General features: G+C 59.6%; 16 protein-coding genes and 1 tRNA gene. 9 read left to right on the top strand and 8 right to left on the bottom strand.

Annotated features, from left to right (window positions below; genetic code table 11):
• Window position 1 precedes the first annotated feature (1 nt).
• Window positions 2-601 (top strand): pilus assembly protein, encoded by a 600-nt coding sequence (locus N1037_08070; protein ID UWS80955.1) that lies wholly within the window; start codon window positions 2-4, stop codon window positions 599-601.
• A 4-nt stretch (window positions 602-605) separates the two neighbouring features.
• Here the strand turns inward: N1037_08070 and N1037_08065 are convergent, their stop codons facing one another.
• The gene (locus N1037_08065; GenBank protein UWS80954.1) at window positions 606-1,085 is read right to left on the bottom strand and encodes a hypothetical protein; all 480 of its coding nucleotides are present in this window, start codon (window positions 1,083-1,085) and stop codon (window positions 606-608) included.
• A gap of 166 nt (window positions 1,086-1,251) precedes the next feature.
• On the opposite strand from N1037_08065, the gene N1037_08060 reads away from it, so the two are divergent.
• Both N1037_08060 and N1037_08055 read left to right on the top strand, forming a co-directional pair.
• Window positions 1,252-2,439, top strand: a complete 1,188-nt coding sequence (locus tag N1037_08060; GenBank protein ID UWS80953.1) for a 4Fe-4S dicluster domain-containing protein — start codon at window positions 1,252-1,254, stop codon at window positions 2,437-2,439.
• 152 nt (window positions 2,440-2,591) lie between these two features.
• Window positions 2,592-3,518, top strand: coding sequence for a pirin family protein (locus N1037_08055; GenBank protein UWS80952.1), 927 nt, complete (start codon window positions 2,592-2,594; stop codon window positions 3,516-3,518).
• Between the two features lie 245 nt (window positions 3,519-3,763).
• On the opposite strand, the gene N1037_08050 is transcribed toward N1037_08055, so the two are convergent.
• On the bottom strand, window positions 3,764-4,351 hold the full coding sequence (locus tag N1037_08050) for a TetR/AcrR family transcriptional regulator (GenBank protein UWS80951.1): 588 nt from the start codon (window positions 4,349-4,351) through the stop codon (window positions 3,764-3,766).
• Between the two features lie 186 nt (window positions 4,352-4,537).
• Here N1037_08050 and N1037_08045 point away from each other — a divergent pair, with 186 nt between their 5' ends.
• The 6 genes from N1037_08045 to N1037_08020 all read left to right on the top strand — a co-directional run bounded on the left by N1037_08045 (window position 4,538) and on the right by N1037_08020 (window position 12,799).
• The gene (locus N1037_08045; protein UWS80950.1) at window positions 4,538-4,801 is read left to right on the top strand and encodes a hypothetical protein; all 264 of its coding nucleotides are present in this window, start codon (window positions 4,538-4,540) and stop codon (window positions 4,799-4,801) included.
• 272 nt (window positions 4,802-5,073) lie between these two features.
• The gene (locus N1037_08040) at window positions 5,074-6,360 is read left to right on the top strand and encodes a homoserine dehydrogenase (protein ID UWS80949.1); all 1,287 of its coding nucleotides are present in this window, start codon (window positions 5,074-5,076) and stop codon (window positions 6,358-6,360) included.
• 154 nt (window positions 6,361-6,514) lie between these two features.
• A complete protein-coding gene (glpX, locus tag N1037_08035) occupies window positions 6,515-7,486 on the top strand; it encodes a class II fructose-bisphosphatase (GenBank protein ID UWS80948.1) in 972 nt (323 codons plus the stop codon).
• Window positions 7,487-7,621: 135 nt separating this feature from the next.
• Entirely contained in the window at window positions 7,622-9,367 is a 1,746-nt protein-coding gene (gene recJ / locus N1037_08030; protein UWS80947.1) for a single-stranded-DNA-specific exonuclease RecJ, read from the top strand.
• Window positions 9,368-9,486: 119 nt separating this feature from the next.
• Window positions 9,487-9,561: transfer RNA gene (locus N1037_08025), tRNA-Glu, on the top strand.
• Window positions 9,562-9,907: 346 nt separating this feature from the next.
• Window positions 9,908-12,799 carry a Hint domain-containing protein gene (locus tag N1037_08020; protein UWS80946.1) on the top strand — a complete coding sequence of 964 codons (2,892 nt, stop codon included), beginning with the start codon at window positions 9,908-9,910 and terminating at the stop codon, window positions 12,797-12,799.
• Between the two features lie 159 nt (window positions 12,800-12,958).
• On the opposite strand, the gene N1037_08015 is transcribed toward N1037_08020, so the two are convergent.
• The 6 genes from N1037_08015 to N1037_07990 all read right to left on the bottom strand — a co-directional run bounded on the left by N1037_08015 (window position 12,959) and on the right by N1037_07990 (window position 18,816).
• Entirely contained in the window at window positions 12,959-13,819 is an 861-nt protein-coding gene (locus tag N1037_08015; GenBank protein UWS80945.1) for a TauD/TfdA family dioxygenase, read from the bottom strand.
• 33 nt (window positions 13,820-13,852) lie between these two features.
• Window positions 13,853-14,644, bottom strand: a complete 792-nt coding sequence (locus N1037_08010) for an SDR family NAD(P)-dependent oxidoreductase (GenBank protein UWS80944.1) — start codon at window positions 14,642-14,644, stop codon at window positions 13,853-13,855.
• Window positions 14,641-16,095 (bottom strand): AMP-binding protein, encoded by a 1,455-nt coding sequence (locus tag N1037_08005; protein ID UWS80943.1) that lies wholly within the window; start codon window positions 16,093-16,095, stop codon window positions 14,641-14,643. The genes N1037_08010 and N1037_08005 overlap by 4 nt, the downstream gene beginning before the upstream one ends.
• Window positions 16,095-16,682, bottom strand: coding sequence for a thermostable hemolysin (locus N1037_08000; protein ID UWS80942.1), 588 nt, complete (start codon window positions 16,680-16,682; stop codon window positions 16,095-16,097). The genes N1037_08005 and N1037_08000 overlap by 1 nt, the downstream gene beginning before the upstream one ends.
• Window positions 16,683-16,777: 95 nt before the next feature.
• The gene (locus tag N1037_07995; protein UWS80941.1) at window positions 16,778-18,142 is read right to left on the bottom strand and encodes an ATP-binding protein; all 1,365 of its coding nucleotides are present in this window, start codon (window positions 18,140-18,142) and stop codon (window positions 16,778-16,780) included.
• Window positions 18,139-18,816 (bottom strand): response regulator transcription factor, encoded by a 678-nt coding sequence (locus N1037_07990; GenBank protein UWS80940.1) that lies wholly within the window; start codon window positions 18,814-18,816, stop codon window positions 18,139-18,141. Before N1037_07990 ends, N1037_07995 begins: the two co-directional genes overlap by 4 nt.
• Between the last annotated feature and the right edge of the window lie 13 nt (window positions 18,817-18,829).

Raw genomic sequence — 18,829 nt, 5'->3', positions numbered from 1 at the left:
CATGTTTTCCCCACTGATCAAATGTCTGCGCGGCTTTTCCCGCAACACCAAAGGGACGGTAACGGTCGAATTTGCGATCTATATGCCGCTGCTTTTGTGGCTGTTTGTCGCCATCTACACTTACTTTGACGCCTTCCGTCAGGAAACCGTCAACCTGAAAGCCGCCTATACCATCTCGGATTTGATCTCTCGCGAGACCACAACGCTGAACGACACCTACATCGACAGCATGTACAAGATGAGCCAGCTGCTGATCCGCTCGGACTCGGCAATAACCCTGCGCATTTCTGTGGTGCGCTGGGACGAAGACAGCAACCGCTACTACGTGGACTGGTCAAAAGTTCGCGGCGGATCCTTGGTCGCCTGGACCAATGCAACCATCGGCGCAGTCGAAAGCGACCTGCCGACCATGCCGGATGAAGAACGGGTTATTCTGGTTGAGACCCGCAACGAAATGAGCCCTGCATTTAACGTCGGGCTGCCACAGCTGGACATCAACAACTTTGTCTTCACCCGGCCCCGTTTTGCGCCGCTGGTGCGTTTCGAAGGCGACCTCGGCAGCGGTGGCGGCCATGACGATGGCGCAGGATCCACGGATTAAGCCACTAGGAGCCCATGCTGCGTTGCGCAATCATCGCAGCCAGGATCTCTGACATGGTCTTGCTTTGCGACCCCGGTGTAACACCGCCAATGCCAATGCGGCGCCCAGCGCGCCACCACAGGCCCGGCAGCCAGACCCGCGCGCCCGGTGTCGCGGTGCGGATCAAAAAACCGTTGGACGGTTTAAACGCAAAGAAACCGCGATCAATGGCCTCAATATCACAAACCTGCGCAATCACAGTGCCATCGGTGCAGCGCAGGACCTTCTCTGTCAGCTCGATCTTATGGCTGGTCGCCTGCCACATGCGGACCGACAACCACAAGGCGCCAAGCCCGATCCCCAGCAAAAACGCCAGCCAGGCCAACGATGGCGGCTTTGACGCCGCAACATACAGCAGCAGCACGCCAATCACCGCAAGCATGGCCACCCCCATGACACGCCGCAGCCCCGAGGCCTCCACTGTAACCAAGACTTCGTCAGTCATTTGTCGCTCTCCTGCCATCCTCTGAGCCCCGCGCGGAGCCTACGTTGCGCCGGGACATAGCCTGATTTTGGCACCACGAACAGCCCCGGCAACACCAGCCGCCAAAACGCGCGACCTCCCGGAACCGCCCCTTGCCTGTCCCCACAGGAGCCAATACCGTCTTGCCATGCGTTGGCCCCAGAACACCCCACCCCGCCAGGACAGCGATGCCGCAGCCGGTATCGAGATTTCAGACGCGTTTGAACGGTTCAGCCAACGCAACGATATCTTCACCCGCGCCTTTTGGGATCCCAGGGTCAAATCAAAACACACCGAAAAATTCTTTGCCTCCTACCGGATGGAAGCAGCCCCGCGCCGTGGTGACGGCTTCACCCAACGCGACTTTGCCCTGCGCAATGCCGCCTGGCTGGTCTCGGATGTAATCGCCAACCGCCGGGGCGAGGACGGCATCCGCGAAGGTTTCCAAGCGGCTATTGAAAACGACACCCCCGTGGCGCCAGACCCTATCGCGATTGAGGACCCCGGCCAAATGAGCGCCGAAATCAAGCGTATTTCAAAATTCTTTGGCGCCGATCTCTGTGGTATTACCGATCTGGACGAGCGTTGGCTTTATAGCGCCCGCGTCGATACCCGTGACTTTTCCGAAGCGCCCCATCCGCTGCCCCAGGGGCTGAACAGCGTCATTGTTCTGGGCCACGAGATGGAGGCGGATCTGGTCGCCACCTATCCATCTGCGCTGGCCGGTGCTGCGACTGGACGGGAATACAGCCACGAGACCTCTGTGGTGATGCAGCTGGCCGCCTATATCCGCAATCTCGGCTACGAGGCGGTGGCCTCGATGAATGACACCGGGCTGGTGATCCCCTATGCGGTGAAGGCCGGACTGGGCGAATATGCCCGCAATCAAATGGTGATCACGCCGGAATTTGGCCCCCGCCTGCGGTTCTCAAAGATCTTTACCAACCTGCCCCTCACCCATGATGCCCCCAAACCCCAGGGCGTGCGCGCCTTTTGCGATATCTGCACCAAATGCGCCGATGCCTGCCCGGTCAAAGCCCTGCCCTTTGGCGCGCCACAAGAAGGCGGCAGCAATATCTCTGCCATCAAAGGCGTGCGCAAATGGACCTCTGACGCGGAGAAATGCTTCTCTTTCTGGGCCAAACTGGCCACGGACTGCGCCATTTGCATGCGGGTCTGCCCATTTAACCGCGACTACACCAAGGCGCAAAACCGTGTCTGGCTGCGCCTGGCGCTGTCCCGGTTTCGCAAACTTGCCCTGCTGCTGGCCAAGGATCACGGCACCCGCGTCAAGCCCGGCACCTGGTGGGCACAGGACAGCAACACAGACACCTGAAGATGGGCACCTAAAGACAGACACCTAAAGACGGGCACCTGGGAAAAGCGCTCTGTGCACCTGCGCACAGAAGCGGTGATCTCTTGGGGATTTTGCACTCTTTGAATGCGCCCTAACTATTAGAACACACCGCCACTCACAGGACGTCTCCCATGTCGCTTAGCCCCTCCTCTGCCAGATCCATTATGGAAACCCGCCAGGCCCGCCCAACTCTGGAAGGCGCCGGTGTCAAACTGCACCGCGCCTTTGGATTTCAGGATCCCAGCGAGCTGGACCCGTTTCTGCTGTTCGACGATTTCCGCAATGAAATCCCCGCCGACTACCTGCAGGGCTTTCCCTGGCACCCGCACCGCGGCATCGAGACCATCACCTATGTGCTCTCCGGCGAGGTCGAACACAGCGATTCCCTTGGCAACACTGGCAGCCTCGGCGCCGGCGATGTACAGTGGATGACCGCCGGATCCGGCATCCTGCATCAGGAAATGCCCCGCGGCAATGCCTCTGGGCAGATGCACGGGTTCCAGCTCTGGGGCAATCTGCCAGCGGATCAAAAGATGTGCGCGCCACGCTATCAGGACGTCGCCGCCCGCGAAATCCCCGAGATCACCGATGATGACGGCACCCATGTCCGGGTGATCACCGGAGAGTTCTGGGGCAAACGCGGCCCGGTGGATGGGATCGCTGCGGATCCACAGTATCTGGACATCTCGATCCCCGCCGGGGTCACCAAGCGGATCAAGATCGACACCTACAGACGCGCTTTTGCCTATATTTTTGAAGGCGCCGGCGCCTTTGTCGATGCCTCCGCCCCACAAGGTGTACTGCTGGAAAAAGAGGTGGCAGGCCAAGAGGTCAATATCCGCGACCTTTCCGGCAACCGTACTCTGGTGCGCTTTGGCACCGGGGATGAGATCACCGTGCAGGCCGGCCCCGAAGGTCTGCGGTTTCTGCTCATTTCCGGCGCGCCGATCCAGGAACCGGTGGCCTGGCACGGCCCCATTGTGATGAATACAAAGGCAGAGCTGCAGCAGGCCTTCAAGGATCTGCGCAACGGCACCTTTATCGCACCGGCCCACTGATCTGGCCCACTGAACCAGCGCGGGTCAAGGAGGCCGCAGGCCCCGCCTGAAAGGCGGCTTGTCCTTGACGCGCAAACCTTAGCATACTTGCAATCGGCTTTGAGGGGCGGACCCGCCCGTCAAAGCCATCTCAGCGCCTGTACCGCCCTATCCCCAAACAATGAAATCGCCCTTTGGCGTCACCCTGCCACTTGCAGAATAGCCGTGCGCGGTAGCGCTCCTTTTGGTCAGACCCCAGCCGGATCTCAGGCGGTGACAGATTTGCGCACCATATCCCAATAGACACTTTCCACCTCGTCGAGCGACAGGCGCCCGCCGCTGCGATACCAGGTCATCACACCGTTCAGCATGGCAATCACCGCCAGCGTGGCGATCTTGGTATCCGGCAGGGTGAACTGCCCCGCCTCGACGCCCTGTTTCAACACCGCCTCCAGCGCGTCCTCATAGGCCCGCCGCAGAGCTTCGATGGTTGCAAAATTCTCATCGCTCAGGTTGCGCAACTCCATATAGGCGATAAAAACCTCATCAGATCGCTGCATATGAAAGCCGATGTGAAAGCGCACAAACTGCTCCAGCAGCGCCAGGGCGTCCTGCGGTTTTTCCTGGGCTTGCCAAGCCGCCAACAGCTCACGCATGTGGCCCTGCATCAAGGAGTGCAGCAGGCTCTGCTTGTCCGGGATGTAATTATATAGGGCGCCGGCCTGAACGCCGACCTCTTTGGCAATCTGGCGCATCGAAACCGCCGCATAGCCATGCTGCGCAAACAGCCGCAGCGCCGCGCTGCGAATGCGCGGGCCGGTAATATCAGAATGTGAACCTTGTGTGCGTGCCATGTGGTCACGGTAACTGAACATTCGTTCAGAAAAAAGACCCTGCCGTAAGATACATGCGTCCAATCCTCCACCCGGTCTGCAACCGGTGCAAAATGAGGCAGATCGAAATTCTGCACCCACAGGGCTGCACTGCCTTGTACCGCGCCCGATGATTGTGCATCAAGGGGCAGGCCAAAGGAAAACCATATGACCCGCTCCCTGCCTCTGACCCTACTCTGCGCCAGCTTTGCCGTTGCGGCTCTTGCCGGGTGCAGCAATGACCCCGAGCTCAGGAATCAACTGACGCCAGAGCTGCGCAATGCCGACTACCCGCCGCTGTTGCCGATCGAGGATCTGGTGCCCCTGCAGCCTGCCCCCGAACAGCAAAGCACGCAACTGGAGCAAAACCTGAATGCGCGCAGCAACACTCTGCAACGCCGGGCCGATGCGCTGCGCCGCGCCACAAACTGATCACCCGCAGCCGCCCCCCTTGTATTGCGCAGGCCTGCTGTGACAGCCGTTGCTGTTAAACGGTGTGGCGCGCCGCATTTGGTTGCCCCGTATTCCCCTTTGACAGCCACCTCTCACAGCCTGCTCTAACAGGCACCTCTCACAGGCAAAAGAGCAGCATTCACGGCTCTTTCACTCGGGAATGTCCCTCCCCCTATACCACCGCCGTTGCACCCTTTCTCTGAACCCGCTAAGGCGGGACAACACAGATGGAACAAAAAGGATCTCCGGCTATGACAAAACCGCTTCGTCTTGGGATTGCAGGTTTGGGCACGGTAGGCGTCGGCGTGGTAAAAATCATCCGCCGCCAGGCAGAAATGCTGGAGATGCGCACAGGACGCCCGGTGGTGATCACTGCGGTATCCGCCCGCGATGCCAGCAAAGACCGCGGCGTCGCCCTCACAGGCTATGCCTGGGAGACTGACCCGGTGGCCTTGGCCAAACGCGACGACGTGGACGTTTTTGTCGAACTCATGGGCGGTCATGACGGTGCCGCCAAGGACGCAACTGAGGCGGCATTGGCTTCGGGCAAGGATGTGGTCACCGCCAATAAGGCGCTGCTGGCCATCCATGGTCAGGCCCTGGCCGAACAGGCCGAAGCTGCAGGACAGGTGATCCGCTTTGAAGCAGCCGTGGCCGGCGGTATCCCTGTGATCAAATCCCTGACCGAAGGCCTGGCCGGCAATCAGGTCACTCGGATCATGGGGGTGATGAACGGCACCTGCAACTATATCCTCACCCGGATGGAGGCCACCGGCGAGGGCTACAATACCCTGTTCGACGAATGTGGCCGACTGGGCTATCTCGAAGCCGATCCCAATCTGGACGTTGGCGGCATTGATGCCGGCCACAAACTGGCGCTGCTGTCCTCGATTGCCTTTGGCAGCAAGCCCGCCTTTGACGACGTGGTGCTGCAAGGCATCCAGCGCATTGCCATCGACGATATTCGCCACGCCGCCGATATGGGCTACCGGATCAAACTGCTTGGCGTGGCACAACGCACAGCGCGCGGGCTAGAGCAGCGGATGACCCCCTGCCTGGTGCCGGCGAATTCGCCCCTGGGCCAGCTGGAAGGCGGCACCAATATGGTGGTGATCGAAGGCGACGCGGTGGAACAGGTTGTGCTGCGCGGCCCTGGTGCCGGCGAAGGCCCCACCGCCAGCGCGGTGCTTGGCGATATCTGCGATCTGGCACGCGGCCTGCGCATTGCCACCTTTGGTCAGCCCGCCACCAGCCTACAAGAAATCCCCGCCGCCCAGACCGGCCTGCCTGCGCCTTATTATCTGCGTCTGGCCTTGCAGGACAAACCCGGCGCCCTGGCCAAAGTGGCCACCGCTCTGGGCGATGCCGGCATCTCGATCGACCGGATGCGCCAATACAGCCACTCCGAGCCCACCGCGCCGGTGCTCATTGTAACCCACAAATGCACCTCCGCCGCGCTGGATATCGCCATCGAGGCGCTGGACCAGGCCAGTGTTGTCGACGGCGCCCCCGTCGCCCTGCGTATCGAAGAGCTGTAGCTCTCCCCTAAAACGGCAGCGGCGCGCAAAATCTGCTCCCCTGAGGGCACAGCGCGCGCCTTCCTGCCATAGCTTGCGCTATCATCCCTTGCCCGTCCCCCCTGCAAAAGGCTATTCGACAGGCAGCCCGCCCGGATTAAACAGGATATTGAGTATGACCGAGACCTCCGCCGACGCCCCCTTCCACGACCGCATGCTGTCTCTGGGCCTTGCCCGGGTCGCTGAACAGGCCGCACTGGCCTCTGCCTCGCTGATTGGGCGTGGCGATGAAAAAGCCGCAGATCAGGCGGCGGTGAACGCCATGCGCGAACAGCTGAACCTGCTCGACATCAAAGGTGTCGTAGTCATTGGCGAAGGCGAACGCGACGAAGCCCCGATGCTGTACATTGGCGAAGAGGTCGGCACCGGCAATGGCCCCGGCGTTGATATCGCGCTGGACCCGTTGGAAGGCACCACGCTGACCGCCAAGGACATGCCCAACGCCCTGACCGTGATCGCCATGGGGCCGCGCGGCTCGATGCTGCACGCCCCCGACACCTATATGGACAAGCTGGCCGTTGGCCCCGGCTACCCCGATGGTGTTGTCTCGCTGGATATGTCGCCTCGTGAACGGGTTGAGGCCCTGGCCGCTGCAAAGGGCTGCGCCGCCTCTGACATTACCGTCTGCATTCTGGAACGCCCCCGCCACGAGGCAATGATTGCCGAGGTCCGCGAAACTGGCGCGGCCATTCGCCTGATCACCGATGGCGACGTTGCCGGGGTGATGCATTGCGCCGAATCTGAGACCACCGGCATCGACATGTACATGGGCCAGGGCGGCGCACCTGAGGGTGTTCTTGCCGCTGCGGCGCTGAAATGTATGGGCGGTCAGATTTTTGGTCGCCTGTTGTTCCGCAATGACGACGAAAAGGGCCGTGCCGCCAAAGCCGGCATCACCGATCTTGACCGGATTTATACCCGCGATGAAATGGTGACCCAGGATGTGATCTTTGCCGCCACCGGCGTCACCGGCGGCTCGCTGCTGCCCGAAATCAAGCGCCAGCCAGGCTGGGTTGAGACCACCACACTGCTGATGCGCTCCAAAACCGGATCGGTACGGCGGATGTCCTACCGCACCCCGGTTTAACACTCCGGTTTAAGCGCCCGCCCCCCGCCCCAGGCAAAAGCGGCTTGCGCCGCGGCCGTCGGCGGGGATATTTTAAGCCAAATGAAGGGCTGGATCCATTCGGGTCTGGCCTTTTTCCATAGATGAGGTAGAGCCATGAGCTTTCTTGGGGTTGAAAACTCGCTGACAGGACGCCGCTGGCTGGGGCTTGGCATTGATCTTGAACGCGCCGCCGAACATATGGCGCAGCAGACCGGCTTGCCCATGCCCCTGTGTCAGGTGCTGGCCCGTCGCGGTGTCCCCCCTCATGAGGCCCTTGGGTTCCTCAGCCCACATCTGAAAGACCTGCTGCCGGATCCGCGCCGCATGAAGGATATGGAGCAGGCCGCAGCACGTTTTCTGGACGCGGTTGAGACCCGCCAGCGTATCGCGATTTTTGCCGATTACGATGTGGATGGTGGCAGCTCGGCGGCGCTGCTGCTGGTCTGGCTGCGGGCCATGGGGCTACAGGCGACCCTGTATATTCCCGATCGCATCGACGAGGGCTATGGCCCCAACGACGCGGCCATGGCGGGGCTGGCACAGGCCCATGATCTGATTGTCTGCGTCGACTGTGGCACCCTGTCCCATGGACCTATCGCGGCGGCCAAGGGCGCCGATGTCATCGTGCTGGATCACCACCTGGGCGGTGAGACCCTGCCCGATTGTGTCGCGGTGGTGAACCCCAACCGCCAGGATGAAGACGGTGAACTGGGCTATTTCTGCGCCGCCGGTGTGGTGTTTTTGATGCTCGTCGAGGTCCGCCGTCAGGCCCGGGAAAAGGGTCTGGGCACCGGACCGGATTTGATGAGCCTGCTGGATCTTGTCGCACTTGCAACTGTGGCCGATGTCGCCCCGTTGATTGGGGCAAACCGGGCGCTGGTGCGCCAGGGGCTGAAAGTTCTGGGCGCACGCCAGCGCCCCGGTCTGGTGGCCCTGGCTGATGTTTCGCGCATGGATGCAGCGCCTTCGACCTATCATCTCGGCTTTTTGCTGGGGCCACGGGTCAATGCAGGCGGGCGCATCGGCAAGGCCGATCTGGGGGCTCGCCTGTTGGCAACGGAGAACCCCCATGAGGCCGCCGCGCTGGCAGAACGGCTGGATCAGCTGAACACGGAACGGCGCGACATTGAAAACGCGGTGCGCGCCGCCGCGATGGAACAGGCCGAAGCCCGCGGGTTTGACGCGCCTTTGGTCTGGGCCGCCGGCGAGGGCTGGCATCCCGGCGTGGTTGGCATCGTCGCCTCGCGCCTGAAAGAGGCCGCAGGACGCCCGGCGGTTGTCATCGGGTTGCACAACGGTGAGGGCAAGGGATCGGGACGTTCGGTGAGTGGTATCGACCTTGGTGTTGCCATCCAGCGCGCGGCCGCAGAGGGCCTGCTGATCAAAGGCGGGGGCCACAAGATGGCCGCAGGCCTGACGGTGGCAGAAGACAAGCTGGAGGCCGCCATGCAGCGTCTCAGCGACCTGCTGGCCAAACAGGGTGCGGGAAGCCTGGGACCGGCGGATTTGAAACTGGATGGCATGTTGATGCCGGGCGCTGCCAGCATTGATCTGATCGAACAGATCGAACAGGCAGGCCCCTTTGGTGCCGGAGCCGCAGCGCCGCGCTATGGTTTTCCGGATCTCGCCATCCGCTTTGCCAAACGGATTGGGGAAACCCACCTGAAGCTGTCGTTGACCGACGGGGTTGGCGGTAATCTGGATGCGATCTGCTTTGGCGCCTTTGACACAGCGCTGGGGCCGCGTCTGCTCGAACATGGCGGCGCACGATTCCATTTTGCCGGACGGCTGGAAATCAACAGTTGGGGCGGCCGTCAAAGCCCACAACTGCGATTGGAAGACGCCGCCGAAGCCAGTTGACCCGAGCCAAACCCTTTAAAACACACGCTCTCTGTGCAATCGCAAAAAATTCTCACCAAGAGGCATTTTTTACCTTGCGGCTTTGGCACGGAGAAACTAAACACCGCTCCACAGCAAGTGGCCCGTTCGTCTATCGGTTAGGACGTCAGGTTTTCAACCTGAAAAGAGGGGTTCGACTCCCCTACGGGCTGCCACTTACCCCCTAGCTCCTTTCTATATCGTGCCATTGTTTTCTAACAAATCGGCACCGCTAACCTGTGTCTAGAGAGCAAGACCCTTTCCCTTTTCTTCTGATTTTGCTCTAGCGCCCAGCCCTGCCCTTGAGGCTCCGCATTTGTGAAACCGCCCTGTTCAGGTTTCAATCTTGCTCTGACCGGTTAAACCATTCTGCTGATGTCAGGTTGGCGCAGCTGGACCGTGGTCACGAACACCTTTCGGGCATGACATTCATAACCAATCGCCAGTTTACCCGATTTTATTATGCGCCCTGTATTCTCCCATCTGTTCCGGAATTTTACGACCAATAGTTGGGTGGGCGAGATGGTAATACCAAATTGGGTAGAAGAGCTTGTCGCAGGCAATACAAGCCACAAAGGCAATGCCGACGACAATGCGTTGGATGGCTCCACCGGCGATGACATCATGGACGCGGGTGCGGGTGCCGATACCGTTGCCGGTGAAGAAGGCAACGACATTATTGATGCCGGTGAAGGCAACGATGTCATCTATGGTGACATCGGAGACGGCTTTGATCAGGGCCTAGAGGCCACGCCACTGTCGCTGAAACTCAGCAATATGCAAAGTGTCTCCCACGACGGTCATCTGGGATCTGCGGGTGATTTTGCTGTTTTCAAGGATGTCGCCACCCTGGATGATGGCAGACAAATCTGGGGCAAGTTGGTGTTGGTGGAGAAAACCAACCCGGACATGTGGGTCGAATTTGGCTACGATGAAGGTGCCGAAGTTCTCTTGGATGGTAATGCACCGGGAGATCAGGCGACCTTCCGGTTGGAGTTCTTCGACCCTACAACCGGCGACCCCGTTTACCTGAACTCGACCGCAACCTTCAACGATATCGATGACAACAGCTACACCGGAGATAACGAAGCTGTCATTGTGGACGGCAACAGCTTCACCTCGTTTGGCGTGTCATCCGACTCCTCGCTGACCACGGCTTTGGACGGCAATGTGGTCACCGCGTCAGGCAGCGAAAGAAATGATTACACAGACCAGGACGCCTGGTTCTCGGCCTCTTTTGAGGATCGCTCCTCTATTGAATTTACCCTACAGACGCGGGTCGGTTTTTCGGGCTTCACCCTTTCAGGCAATCTGATCGAAGACCCCGTCACCACGATCATCGAAGAAGGTGCCGACACCATCATGGCGGGCGCAGGGGATGATATCGTTCATGGCCAGGGGGGGGATGACTCTCTCATGGGTGAAGATGGCAACGATATGCTGGATGGCGGTGAAGGCAACGACGTCATGGAGGGGGGTGTTGGCGCGGATACCCTGCTTGGCGGCGCGGGTGGTGACACCTTGTCGGGTGGCGACGGCGACGACTACATCGATGGCGGCGTAGGCGATGACTCTCTCTCGGCAGGGATCGGCAACGATACCGTGCTCGGCGGCGAAGGCAATGATACGATCCACAACTCGGCTGGGGATGACAGTCTTGTCGGCGGGGTCGGAAATGACAGCATTGTCGCAACCGACGGCAATGACACCCTGGAAGGGGGCGATGGCAACGACACCCTTTATGGCGGCAATGACAACGATCTGCTTGTGGGGGGCGGCGATGCCGACCTGATGTACGGCGAACTGGGCGATGACAGCCTGGATGGGGGCACCGGCGATGACATCATGGATGGCGGTGCGGGCAATGACACCCTGATTGGCGGCGACGGCGGCGATACCATCTCTGGCGGTGACGGCGACGACTATATCGAAGGCGGCCTAGGCAACGACAGCCTGTCAACCGGTCTGGGCAATGATACCCTGGTCGGCGGCGAAGGTGATGACACGCTGCACAACTCAGCCGGGGACGACAGTCTGGACGGCGGCGTTGGCAACGACAGCATTGTGGCAACCGACGGCAACGACACTCTGGACGGTGGTGACGGCGACGACACCATGTATGGCGGCAACGACAATGATCTGCTCATCGGTGGCGGCGGTGCCGATCTGATGCACGGCGAAGCCGATGCGGATACATTCCAGATGTCCGACAGCTTTGGCAACGACACCCTGACCGGTGGCGAGGCCGGGAACGACTACGATACGGTAGACATGTCCGGTGTCACCGCTTCGGGCGTATCGGTCACCTACACCGGCGATGAGGCTGGCACCATCTCTGATGGCGCTGACACCATCACCTTCTCCGAAATCGAGGCCCTGACCCTTACCGATCAGGCGGATGTGGTGGATGCCTCCTCAGACACCGCTGGTGTGGTGATTGATGCCGGGGCTGGGGATGACACCATTACATTTGGCGCTGGCGACGATTCGATTTCCGGCGGAACTGGCTACGACCAGTTTGTCCTGACCGCCACCGGCGGCATTGATACGGTGAGTGATTTCAGTATCTCTGATGACGACGACGATGGTTTTTTCAATGACCAGCTTGATGTCTCAGATCTGACCGGAGGGACCGGCTTTGGCGGCAGTATCCGGACCCAGGACGTTACGGTTACAGACGACGGGTTTGGCAACGCTCTGCTTTCATTTCCAGGCGGGGAAAGCCTGGTCCTGGAAGGGGTGGCTCCGGCTCAGATTACCACCGCCTCGCAACTGCATTCCGCAGGTATTCCCTGCTTTACCCCCGAGGTTCAGCTGGCCACCAAACGTGGCGCAGTGCCTGCAGGCGAGATCCAAGTGGGGGACCTTTTGCAAACAGCTGACAATGGATATCAACCCGTCCTATGGGTCGGCAAACGCAGGCTGAACAGGGCTGAGCTGGCCAAACGGCCGCATCTGCGCCCCTATTGCATTCGTCCAGATGGGGTTTTGTCCCCCGACCGGCCCATGCTGTTGTCGCCACAGCATCGCTTGTTGGTCAATAAAAAGACCTTTGAATACAATACGCCGGTCAGCGAAAGCTTTCTGTCCGCCAAGCTGCTGGCCGAAATTGACGAAACCTGTCAGCCGCAGACCGACACCCCCGACGGTGTCACCTATGTTCATCTGATGACCGAACACCATGAGGTGGTTTTTGCCGAAGGGATCGCAACCGAGACCTTCTGGCCCGGCCCAGAGGCTGTTCGCGGGTTGTCAGCCAAAGATCTGCACGAATTGTTTGAACTGTTCCCAGAGCTGATCCCTGTATATGGGCTGGTTGGATCATATGGCCGTCGCCATACCCGGCAGGCCTATGGTGATCTGGCCCGCCGCAGTCTGAAACGGCGGGATCTCTTGCATTTGACCACCGCCTGAGTGTCGCGCCGCGCAGGGGCAAAATGGCCCCCTCATCGCGGTGATGAAGGGCGCAATGGAGTTGCGACAAAACAGGCTCAGGGCCAAAGGGTTAGCCCCGTGTACGTGGCGCAGGCGAACCAGGGGCTTTGTGCCGCCCTCAGTTTGCTGGCAGCAGCGTCACAGGCGGCCCATTCCTATATACAACTGTCGATCCTGGTCCTTGATCGCCCGACGCCCATGCATAACGCGGGTGTTGTCGATCACTGCCACATCGCCGTCCTGCCAGTTGATTTCAGCCGTGCAGGTCTCGGCAATATCGCGCAGCTCTTCAATTTCATCGGAGCTGACAATTGACCCATCCTCAAGGGTATAAACGGGTGGTTCATAGTTATGCGACGGACCCAGAATTGCATTGGCAAACCCCTGCCCCTGGGACACTGACGACGGACGCACCGGAGAGACCTTGATGCGGTACTCAAGCGATCCGTCGGCATTCAACGTGAAGTCCTGATCGGGGATTGCCGCTTTGAATTGCAAGATATGGTCATGGGTGACCTCTGCGGGATCACTGATGGCCGGGTGTTCGTTGGCAAGGTAGCGTTTCCACAGGACCTCAGGCAGGGTGCGCGTCACCATCATACGCTGCAACCAGCGCGCTTTTTGGGCGTCAGAGAAGGCTTCAAAAACCCGGCGACCGTCGCAGATCGTTGTTTGTGACCCTTCAAAAGCAGCTTTTGCACTATAGAAGGCAACCACATCCGGGCACACTGGCGTGTTGCCATTTTCAATATGGAGCCCAATGGGTCCCAGGCCTGCGTCGACCTTTTGGGTATTCTTTTCCGAATATTCACGCGCGGGATCAAAGGTGATGGTTTTGCAAAGCTGTGATGTGATCCCGCTGAAGGCAGGCATATCCATCTTAAAGCCGCGCAGCAGCGTCCAGCCATCGCTGTCCAAATAGTTTTTGACCTCGGATAACACGGCTGGCGTGATAGAAGTATCGCCCGCATCAGAGGCGCGGATTACGTTGTAGCTCATGGCAGATGTCCTGTTGATTTTGGGAGGTGTCGATTAGGAGTGGTGTGAGGTTTTGAGCGCCGCAAGGGTTCTGGGATCACGCGCCTGCGCCCCCACCGATTTGTCGACCAGCGATGGGAACAGCCGTTGCACCTTTACGAAAAACCGCTCTTTGCCTTTGGGGAAGCTCTCACGCTTGCCTTTCAGGATGGCATCCCAGGCCTGTGCGGCCACGGTCTCGGCTGTGTCGAGCGTCATATCCAGAGGCTCAACCAAGGCGCCAAAGGCGCTTTCAGCCGCAGTCTGCGTGGCACGCGGCGCGACATAGGTTACGCCAATGCCTGTCCCGGACAGTTCCCGCCGTATCGCGTCCGAGAACCCGCGCAGGCCAAATTTGGTCGCCGAGTAGCCGGCAAAGAACGGATAGGCGATATCGCCAAAAACCGAACCGATGTTGACGATACGGCCCTTGGCGCTGCGCAGTGCCGGCAGCAGATCACGGCTCAAAGCCATCGGTGCGACAAGGTTGGTCTCTGCCATGCGTTGCAGGTTTTCATCCGTCATATCAGCCAGATGCCCAACGCTTAGAACGCCCGCATTGTTGATCAGAATTTCCAGCCTGCCGCTGACCGCCTGGCAGATCACGGCCCGCCCCTCGGCGCTGGTCACATCGGCCACAATACACCGGGCTTGTGTGGTGCTACATTGGGAGAGCGTCTCATCCAGCGTGCTGGACGTGCGACCAACCAGGATCAGATCAAAGCCCTTCTGTGCTGCCTCAATGGCCAGCGCACGGCCAATGCCGGTCCCTGCCCCTGTGATGAGAACTGTTTTCCTGCTGTTCATGACGCGATGCTTTCTGGGGCTGGGTCCAGCTGCTGGGCAGCCCGGGTGTTGATCAAGCTGGCGGCCACAGCCCTGTTTGGGGTTCCGGCTGGGAACAACAGCCCCTGCTCAGACGGATCAGTGGTGATAAACGCCGAGGGCCGCGCATAAGATGGCAAATCTGACAGGTAGGCCAGAATGTCAGCGGCTGGCACGGCAGCCGCGACAACCAGAAGCAATATCAGCGCCCCGTCAGACTGGCGAAGACCCAAAGCCGAGCTGACAACCCGCGGATCACTGTTGACCCGCTGTTCGACCCATTCCGGTGAAATGTTGCGCCCGGCACTGGTCACCAACAGTGCATCTTTGCGGCCATCAACAACCAGCTGGTCACCGTCAAAATGCCCCAGATCCCCAGTATGCCAGACATCGGGGGCGTCGTCGCCATTCAGATAGCCCGTCATCACTGTCGGGCCTGACACCACGATCTCACCGTTATCGAGCGAAACCGCCAGCCCGTCCAATACTGGTCCCACAGTGCCGGGGTGATTGTCGCCGGGCCGGTTCATGGCCACAACCGCGCAGCATTCAGACAGCCCATAGCCTTCATGGACCGGAATGCCGACCTCTTGCGCGGCCTGGATCAAAGAGGGCGAGCTGGACGCGCCCCCCACAGCCACAAACCGCAGGCTGTCAGGCGCTTCGCGCCCCGCCAGGGCGCTAACCCAGCGGCCCAGCACAGCCGGCGCCAGCAGGCTGGTGGTTGGGCGCAGGGTTTCAAAGGCGGCAACCAGCGGCGCGATCGGCGCCCCAAAGAGAGCCTTGGTTGCTTCAAATCGAAACACCGTTTTGGCCCCCGCGACGATGGGCAGGAAGATCCCGCAGATCTGCTCCAACAGCTGCGCCAGCGGCAGAATGGACAGATGGGTATCAGTTTCATCTGCGGCGATCACCTGGCTCAGGGCACTGATAGAAGCCTGCAACTGGCGATCCCCCAGCACGACCCCTTTGGGGGTGCCGGAGGAGCCAGAGGTATAGATGATCCGCTCGGCGCCACCGTTATAGGCGCGCAGCCCGCGCCCGGTGGTCGGAGCGGCAGCCGGGGCAGCTGGGGCAGCCGGGCTGAGCAAATTAAGACGTGGCAGCGCCGAAAACAGTTCGGGAATGTTTGTGATGACACAGCCAACCTTGGCATCCATCAACACATGGGCATTTTGCGCCGAGCTGAAAAAGAACGGCAAAGGCACCTGCCGTTTGCCACTAAGCGTCGCCGCCAGATCAGCCACGACATAGTCGATGCCACCAGCAAGACCGATAGCAACAGGCCCTGTGATGTCATCCAGTACACAAGCCAAGTTTTCCACACGTTCGGACAACTCCTGCCAGCTGATCTGGCCGCTGTCATCTTCAAAGGCGATGGCATCGGGGCGACTGTGTGCATGGCGTTCAAGCGCGTCAAAGACCTGTTTCATCACGATGCCTCCGCCACATGCCCGGCCCGACGTGCACGGGGCGACAAAACAACCGGCTGCGACAGCACCTCGCTAAACGCGCATACTCTTGGATCGGTATCGTAATAGGATCCCCAGGCCTGTGGGTTTGCGACCTTCGAAATATCCGCCCTGGCGATTTCAGTGTAGCTGAGCGTGGTCCGGGCCAGCAGGCGACGCAGGGGTTTTGTGGCCGTAAACACGCCACAGGTCATCGCGTTCTGACGCCCCCATTCGACCATCTTGTCCAGCATAGGCAGTACCGGAAAGGGGGTTGTCGCGGCCAGAGAAACCACTTCCATGATTTCCGCAGCCGGAACCCGCAAACCGGCTGTCTGATGCAGAGCGGTGGAAAAATCAGTTGTCAGATAGGCATCAGAAAAGAACCCATCCCGCGCCGTCCGAATACCAGCCGCACAAAGCACCTCTCCGTTTACATGTTTTGCAACAACCAAGAGAGGGGCGAATTCGGTGACATCGGCGCCATAGGCACTTTTGTAGACACCCTTGATATGGTCCTGGGCCTGCTGGCGTCCCGGGCAGTTGCCGCTCAAAAACTCGATTTTCATATCCAACCTCAACGCACCTTTATTTGACGTGTTGAGACGGGAATCGCAGGGCAGACTTACAAGAGACTTACAAAGCGCAAAAACCACATGATGTGTTACGCCGAAGCATTGAAAATGAAGGAGAATGCTGTGCCACCCCCCTCCCTGTCCTGAATGATGCTTGTGGCATTGTGGGACTGAGCAACCGACTTGACGATGGCCAATCCTATTCCCGATCCCGTGCTGTTGGAATTGGCCAGCGTTCCGCGATTGAAGCGCTCAAACAATGCTGTTTTCAGATTGTCCGGCACCCCGGCGCCGCGATCAAGCACCCGCCATCCAGCAGGGTTGGCCAGCACCTCGATCTCGACTTCGCTCGCCTCGGGGGTATACTGCAAGGCATTGCGGACAACATTGCTCAGCGCGATGGTCAAGAGCCCCGCGTTGCCTTCAACCAAGACCTTCTTGGCGCCGGTGACCGACAAGCTCCGACCAGACCGTAGGGCCGACTGCGCCAGATCCGTGGCGACCTGGACCGCAACACTGTGCAGGTCCACCGGCTCAAAGCTGGTTTTCAAAGCCGCATCGGCGCGGGACAAATCAATCAGCTGAGCAAAGATACGATCCAGTTGATCAACATCCTGCGTCAGCATTGTTTTCAATTCGGGGTCAGTGATACGGTCGATACTGGACCTGAGCACTGCGATAGGCGTGCGAATTTCATGGGCAACATTGGCGGAAAAATCCCGCTGCGCCTGATAGCCCTGTTCCAGGCGGTCAAACGCCTTGTTCACGTCGCCAATAAGCGGCGCGATCTCAGCCGGCACCTGGGCAACATCGAGACGACGACCCGCCGCAGACGGCCCGATTTGATGCGCCTGATCAGACAGAGATCGCAGCGGCGACAGCGCCTGGCGGGTGGCAAACAGCGTCGAGGTCAGCACCACCACAAGACCCAGGATCACCCACCATATTTCCTCTTCGAGTTCGTGCAGCAGGCTGGCAAAACGCGTCTCGTTATTGCCCTTGGGAAAGGTGGAAACCAGGATCACCACTTCCTGGTCAACAATACGCGCCCTGAGGCCAATTCCCCTACGGTCGCCAAGCAGCGCAATGGGGTGCGGAAGTCCCAGCGTCGTGACCGCCAGTTGCCGCCATATTTCCCCCGAGGTTTCGCCGCCAGCGATGAGATCGCCACCGTCATCAAAGACGGTGTAGCGATAGTTGCCTTCAATCCCCTGGTATCGCAGGGCGCTGGCATCCAAGCCATAGTGCGCACGCGCGGGATCAATCTGGCTGACAATTTCATAGGCCTCATCGGTCAGGGCGTCTTCGATGTTTTCTTCCAGATGCTCGTAGAATTCCTTGATGATGACGGCGCCAGCCAAAAGGATACAAAAACACAGTGCTGCCAGGATGTTTAACAGCAGGCTTCGTTTCAGCGACCGGCGTGGCCCAATGATGCGATGTAAAACCTTCATTCAGCAGGTGCCCGCAAAACGTAGCCAATGCCGCGCAGATTGTGGATTTCAATGCTGGCGCCTTTTTCGATCAGCTTTTTCCGCAGTCGATGGGTCAGCACATCAATGGCATTGGGCGTTGTCGCCTCGTTGAACCCATAGAGCGCATTTTCGATCACATCTTTTGACACCACGCGGTCCGGCCGACGCAGGAACAACTCTAGCAGGGCGAGTTCCCGTTTGGAAAACCGCGCCACGACGCCATCTATTGCGACGGTCCGGTCTGTCGTCTCATAGGAGACATTGCCCAGCGTCAGCGTCATGCCAAGCACCCCACCGGGACGTCGCAAGACGGCGTTCACACGGGCGATGAGTTCGGACACCGCAAAGGGTTTGACGATGTAGTCGTCCGACCCTGCATTCAGGCCTTTGATCCGCTCTTCAAGCGCGTCACGTGCGGTACAGATGAGAATTGGGAGTTGCGGATTGTGGGCTTTGATCCTTGGCAAAATCTCCAGGCCATCCTGATCCGGCAACCCCAGATCCAGAATAAGGGCGTCATATTCATAGCTTTTGACAGAATGCAGCGCATCCTCAGCCGTATGGACGACATCCACCACAAACCCTGCCTCGTGCAAACTGGCGCTTGTGTTCAGCGCCAGTTTCTCGTTGTCTTCAATATAGAGAAGCCGCATTCGGCATGCCGTC

Origin of the sequence: Phaeobacter sp. G2, from assembly GCA_025163595.1 — a bacterium.
GTDB lineage: Bacteria > Pseudomonadota > Alphaproteobacteria > Rhodobacterales > Rhodobacteraceae > Pseudophaeobacter.
This window is presented reverse-complemented; position numbering and strand designations above follow the sequence as displayed.

Bases quoted from the DNA above. Each gene is read 5' to 3' on its own strand.
- N1037_07990 (UWS80940.1), bottom strand. From the start codon at position 18,816: ATGCGGCTTCTCTATATTGAAGACAACGAGAAACTGGCGCTGAACACA.
- N1037_08005 (UWS80943.1), bottom strand. From the start codon at position 16,095: ATGAAACAGGTCTTTGACGCGCTTGAACGCCATGCACACAGTCGCCCC.
- N1037_08055 (UWS80952.1), top strand. From the start codon at position 2,592: ATGTCGCTTAGCCCCTCCTCTGCCAGATCCATTATGGAAACCCGCCAG.
- N1037_08000 (UWS80942.1), bottom strand. From the start codon at position 16,682: ATGAAAATCGAGTTTTTGAGCGGCAACTGCCCGGGACGCCAGCAGGCC.
- N1037_07995 (UWS80941.1), bottom strand. From the start codon at position 18,142: ATGAAGGTTTTACATCGCATCATTGGGCCACGCCGGTCGCTGAAACGA.
- recJ (UWS80947.1), top strand. From the start codon at position 7,622: ATGAGCTTTCTTGGGGTTGAAAACTCGCTGACAGGACGCCGCTGGCTG.
- N1037_08065 (UWS80954.1), bottom strand. From the start codon at position 1,085: ATGACTGACGAAGTCTTGGTTACAGTGGAGGCCTCGGGGCTGCGGCGT.
- N1037_08060 (UWS80953.1), top strand. From the start codon at position 1,252: ATGCGTTGGCCCCAGAACACCCCACCCCGCCAGGACAGCGATGCCGCA.
- N1037_08050 (UWS80951.1), bottom strand. From the start codon at position 4,351: ATGGCACGCACACAAGGTTCACATTCTGATATTACCGGCCCGCGCATT.
- N1037_08040 (UWS80949.1), top strand. From the start codon at position 5,074: ATGACAAAACCGCTTCGTCTTGGGATTGCAGGTTTGGGCACGGTAGGC.
- N1037_08070 (UWS80955.1), top strand. From the start codon at position 2: ATGTTTTCCCCACTGATCAAATGTCTGCGCGGCTTTTCCCGCAACACC.
- glpX (UWS80948.1), top strand. From the start codon at position 6,515: ATGACCGAGACCTCCGCCGACGCCCCCTTCCACGACCGCATGCTGTCT.
- N1037_08020 (UWS80946.1), top strand. From the start codon at position 9,908: ATGGTAATACCAAATTGGGTAGAAGAGCTTGTCGCAGGCAATACAAGC.
- N1037_08015 (UWS80945.1), bottom strand. From the start codon at position 13,819: ATGAGCTACAACGTAATCCGCGCCTCTGATGCGGGCGATACTTCTATC.
- N1037_08045 (UWS80950.1), top strand. From the start codon at position 4,538: ATGACCCGCTCCCTGCCTCTGACCCTACTCTGCGCCAGCTTTGCCGTT.
- N1037_08010 (UWS80944.1), bottom strand. From the start codon at position 14,644: ATGAACAGCAGGAAAACAGTTCTCATCACAGGGGCAGGGACCGGCATT.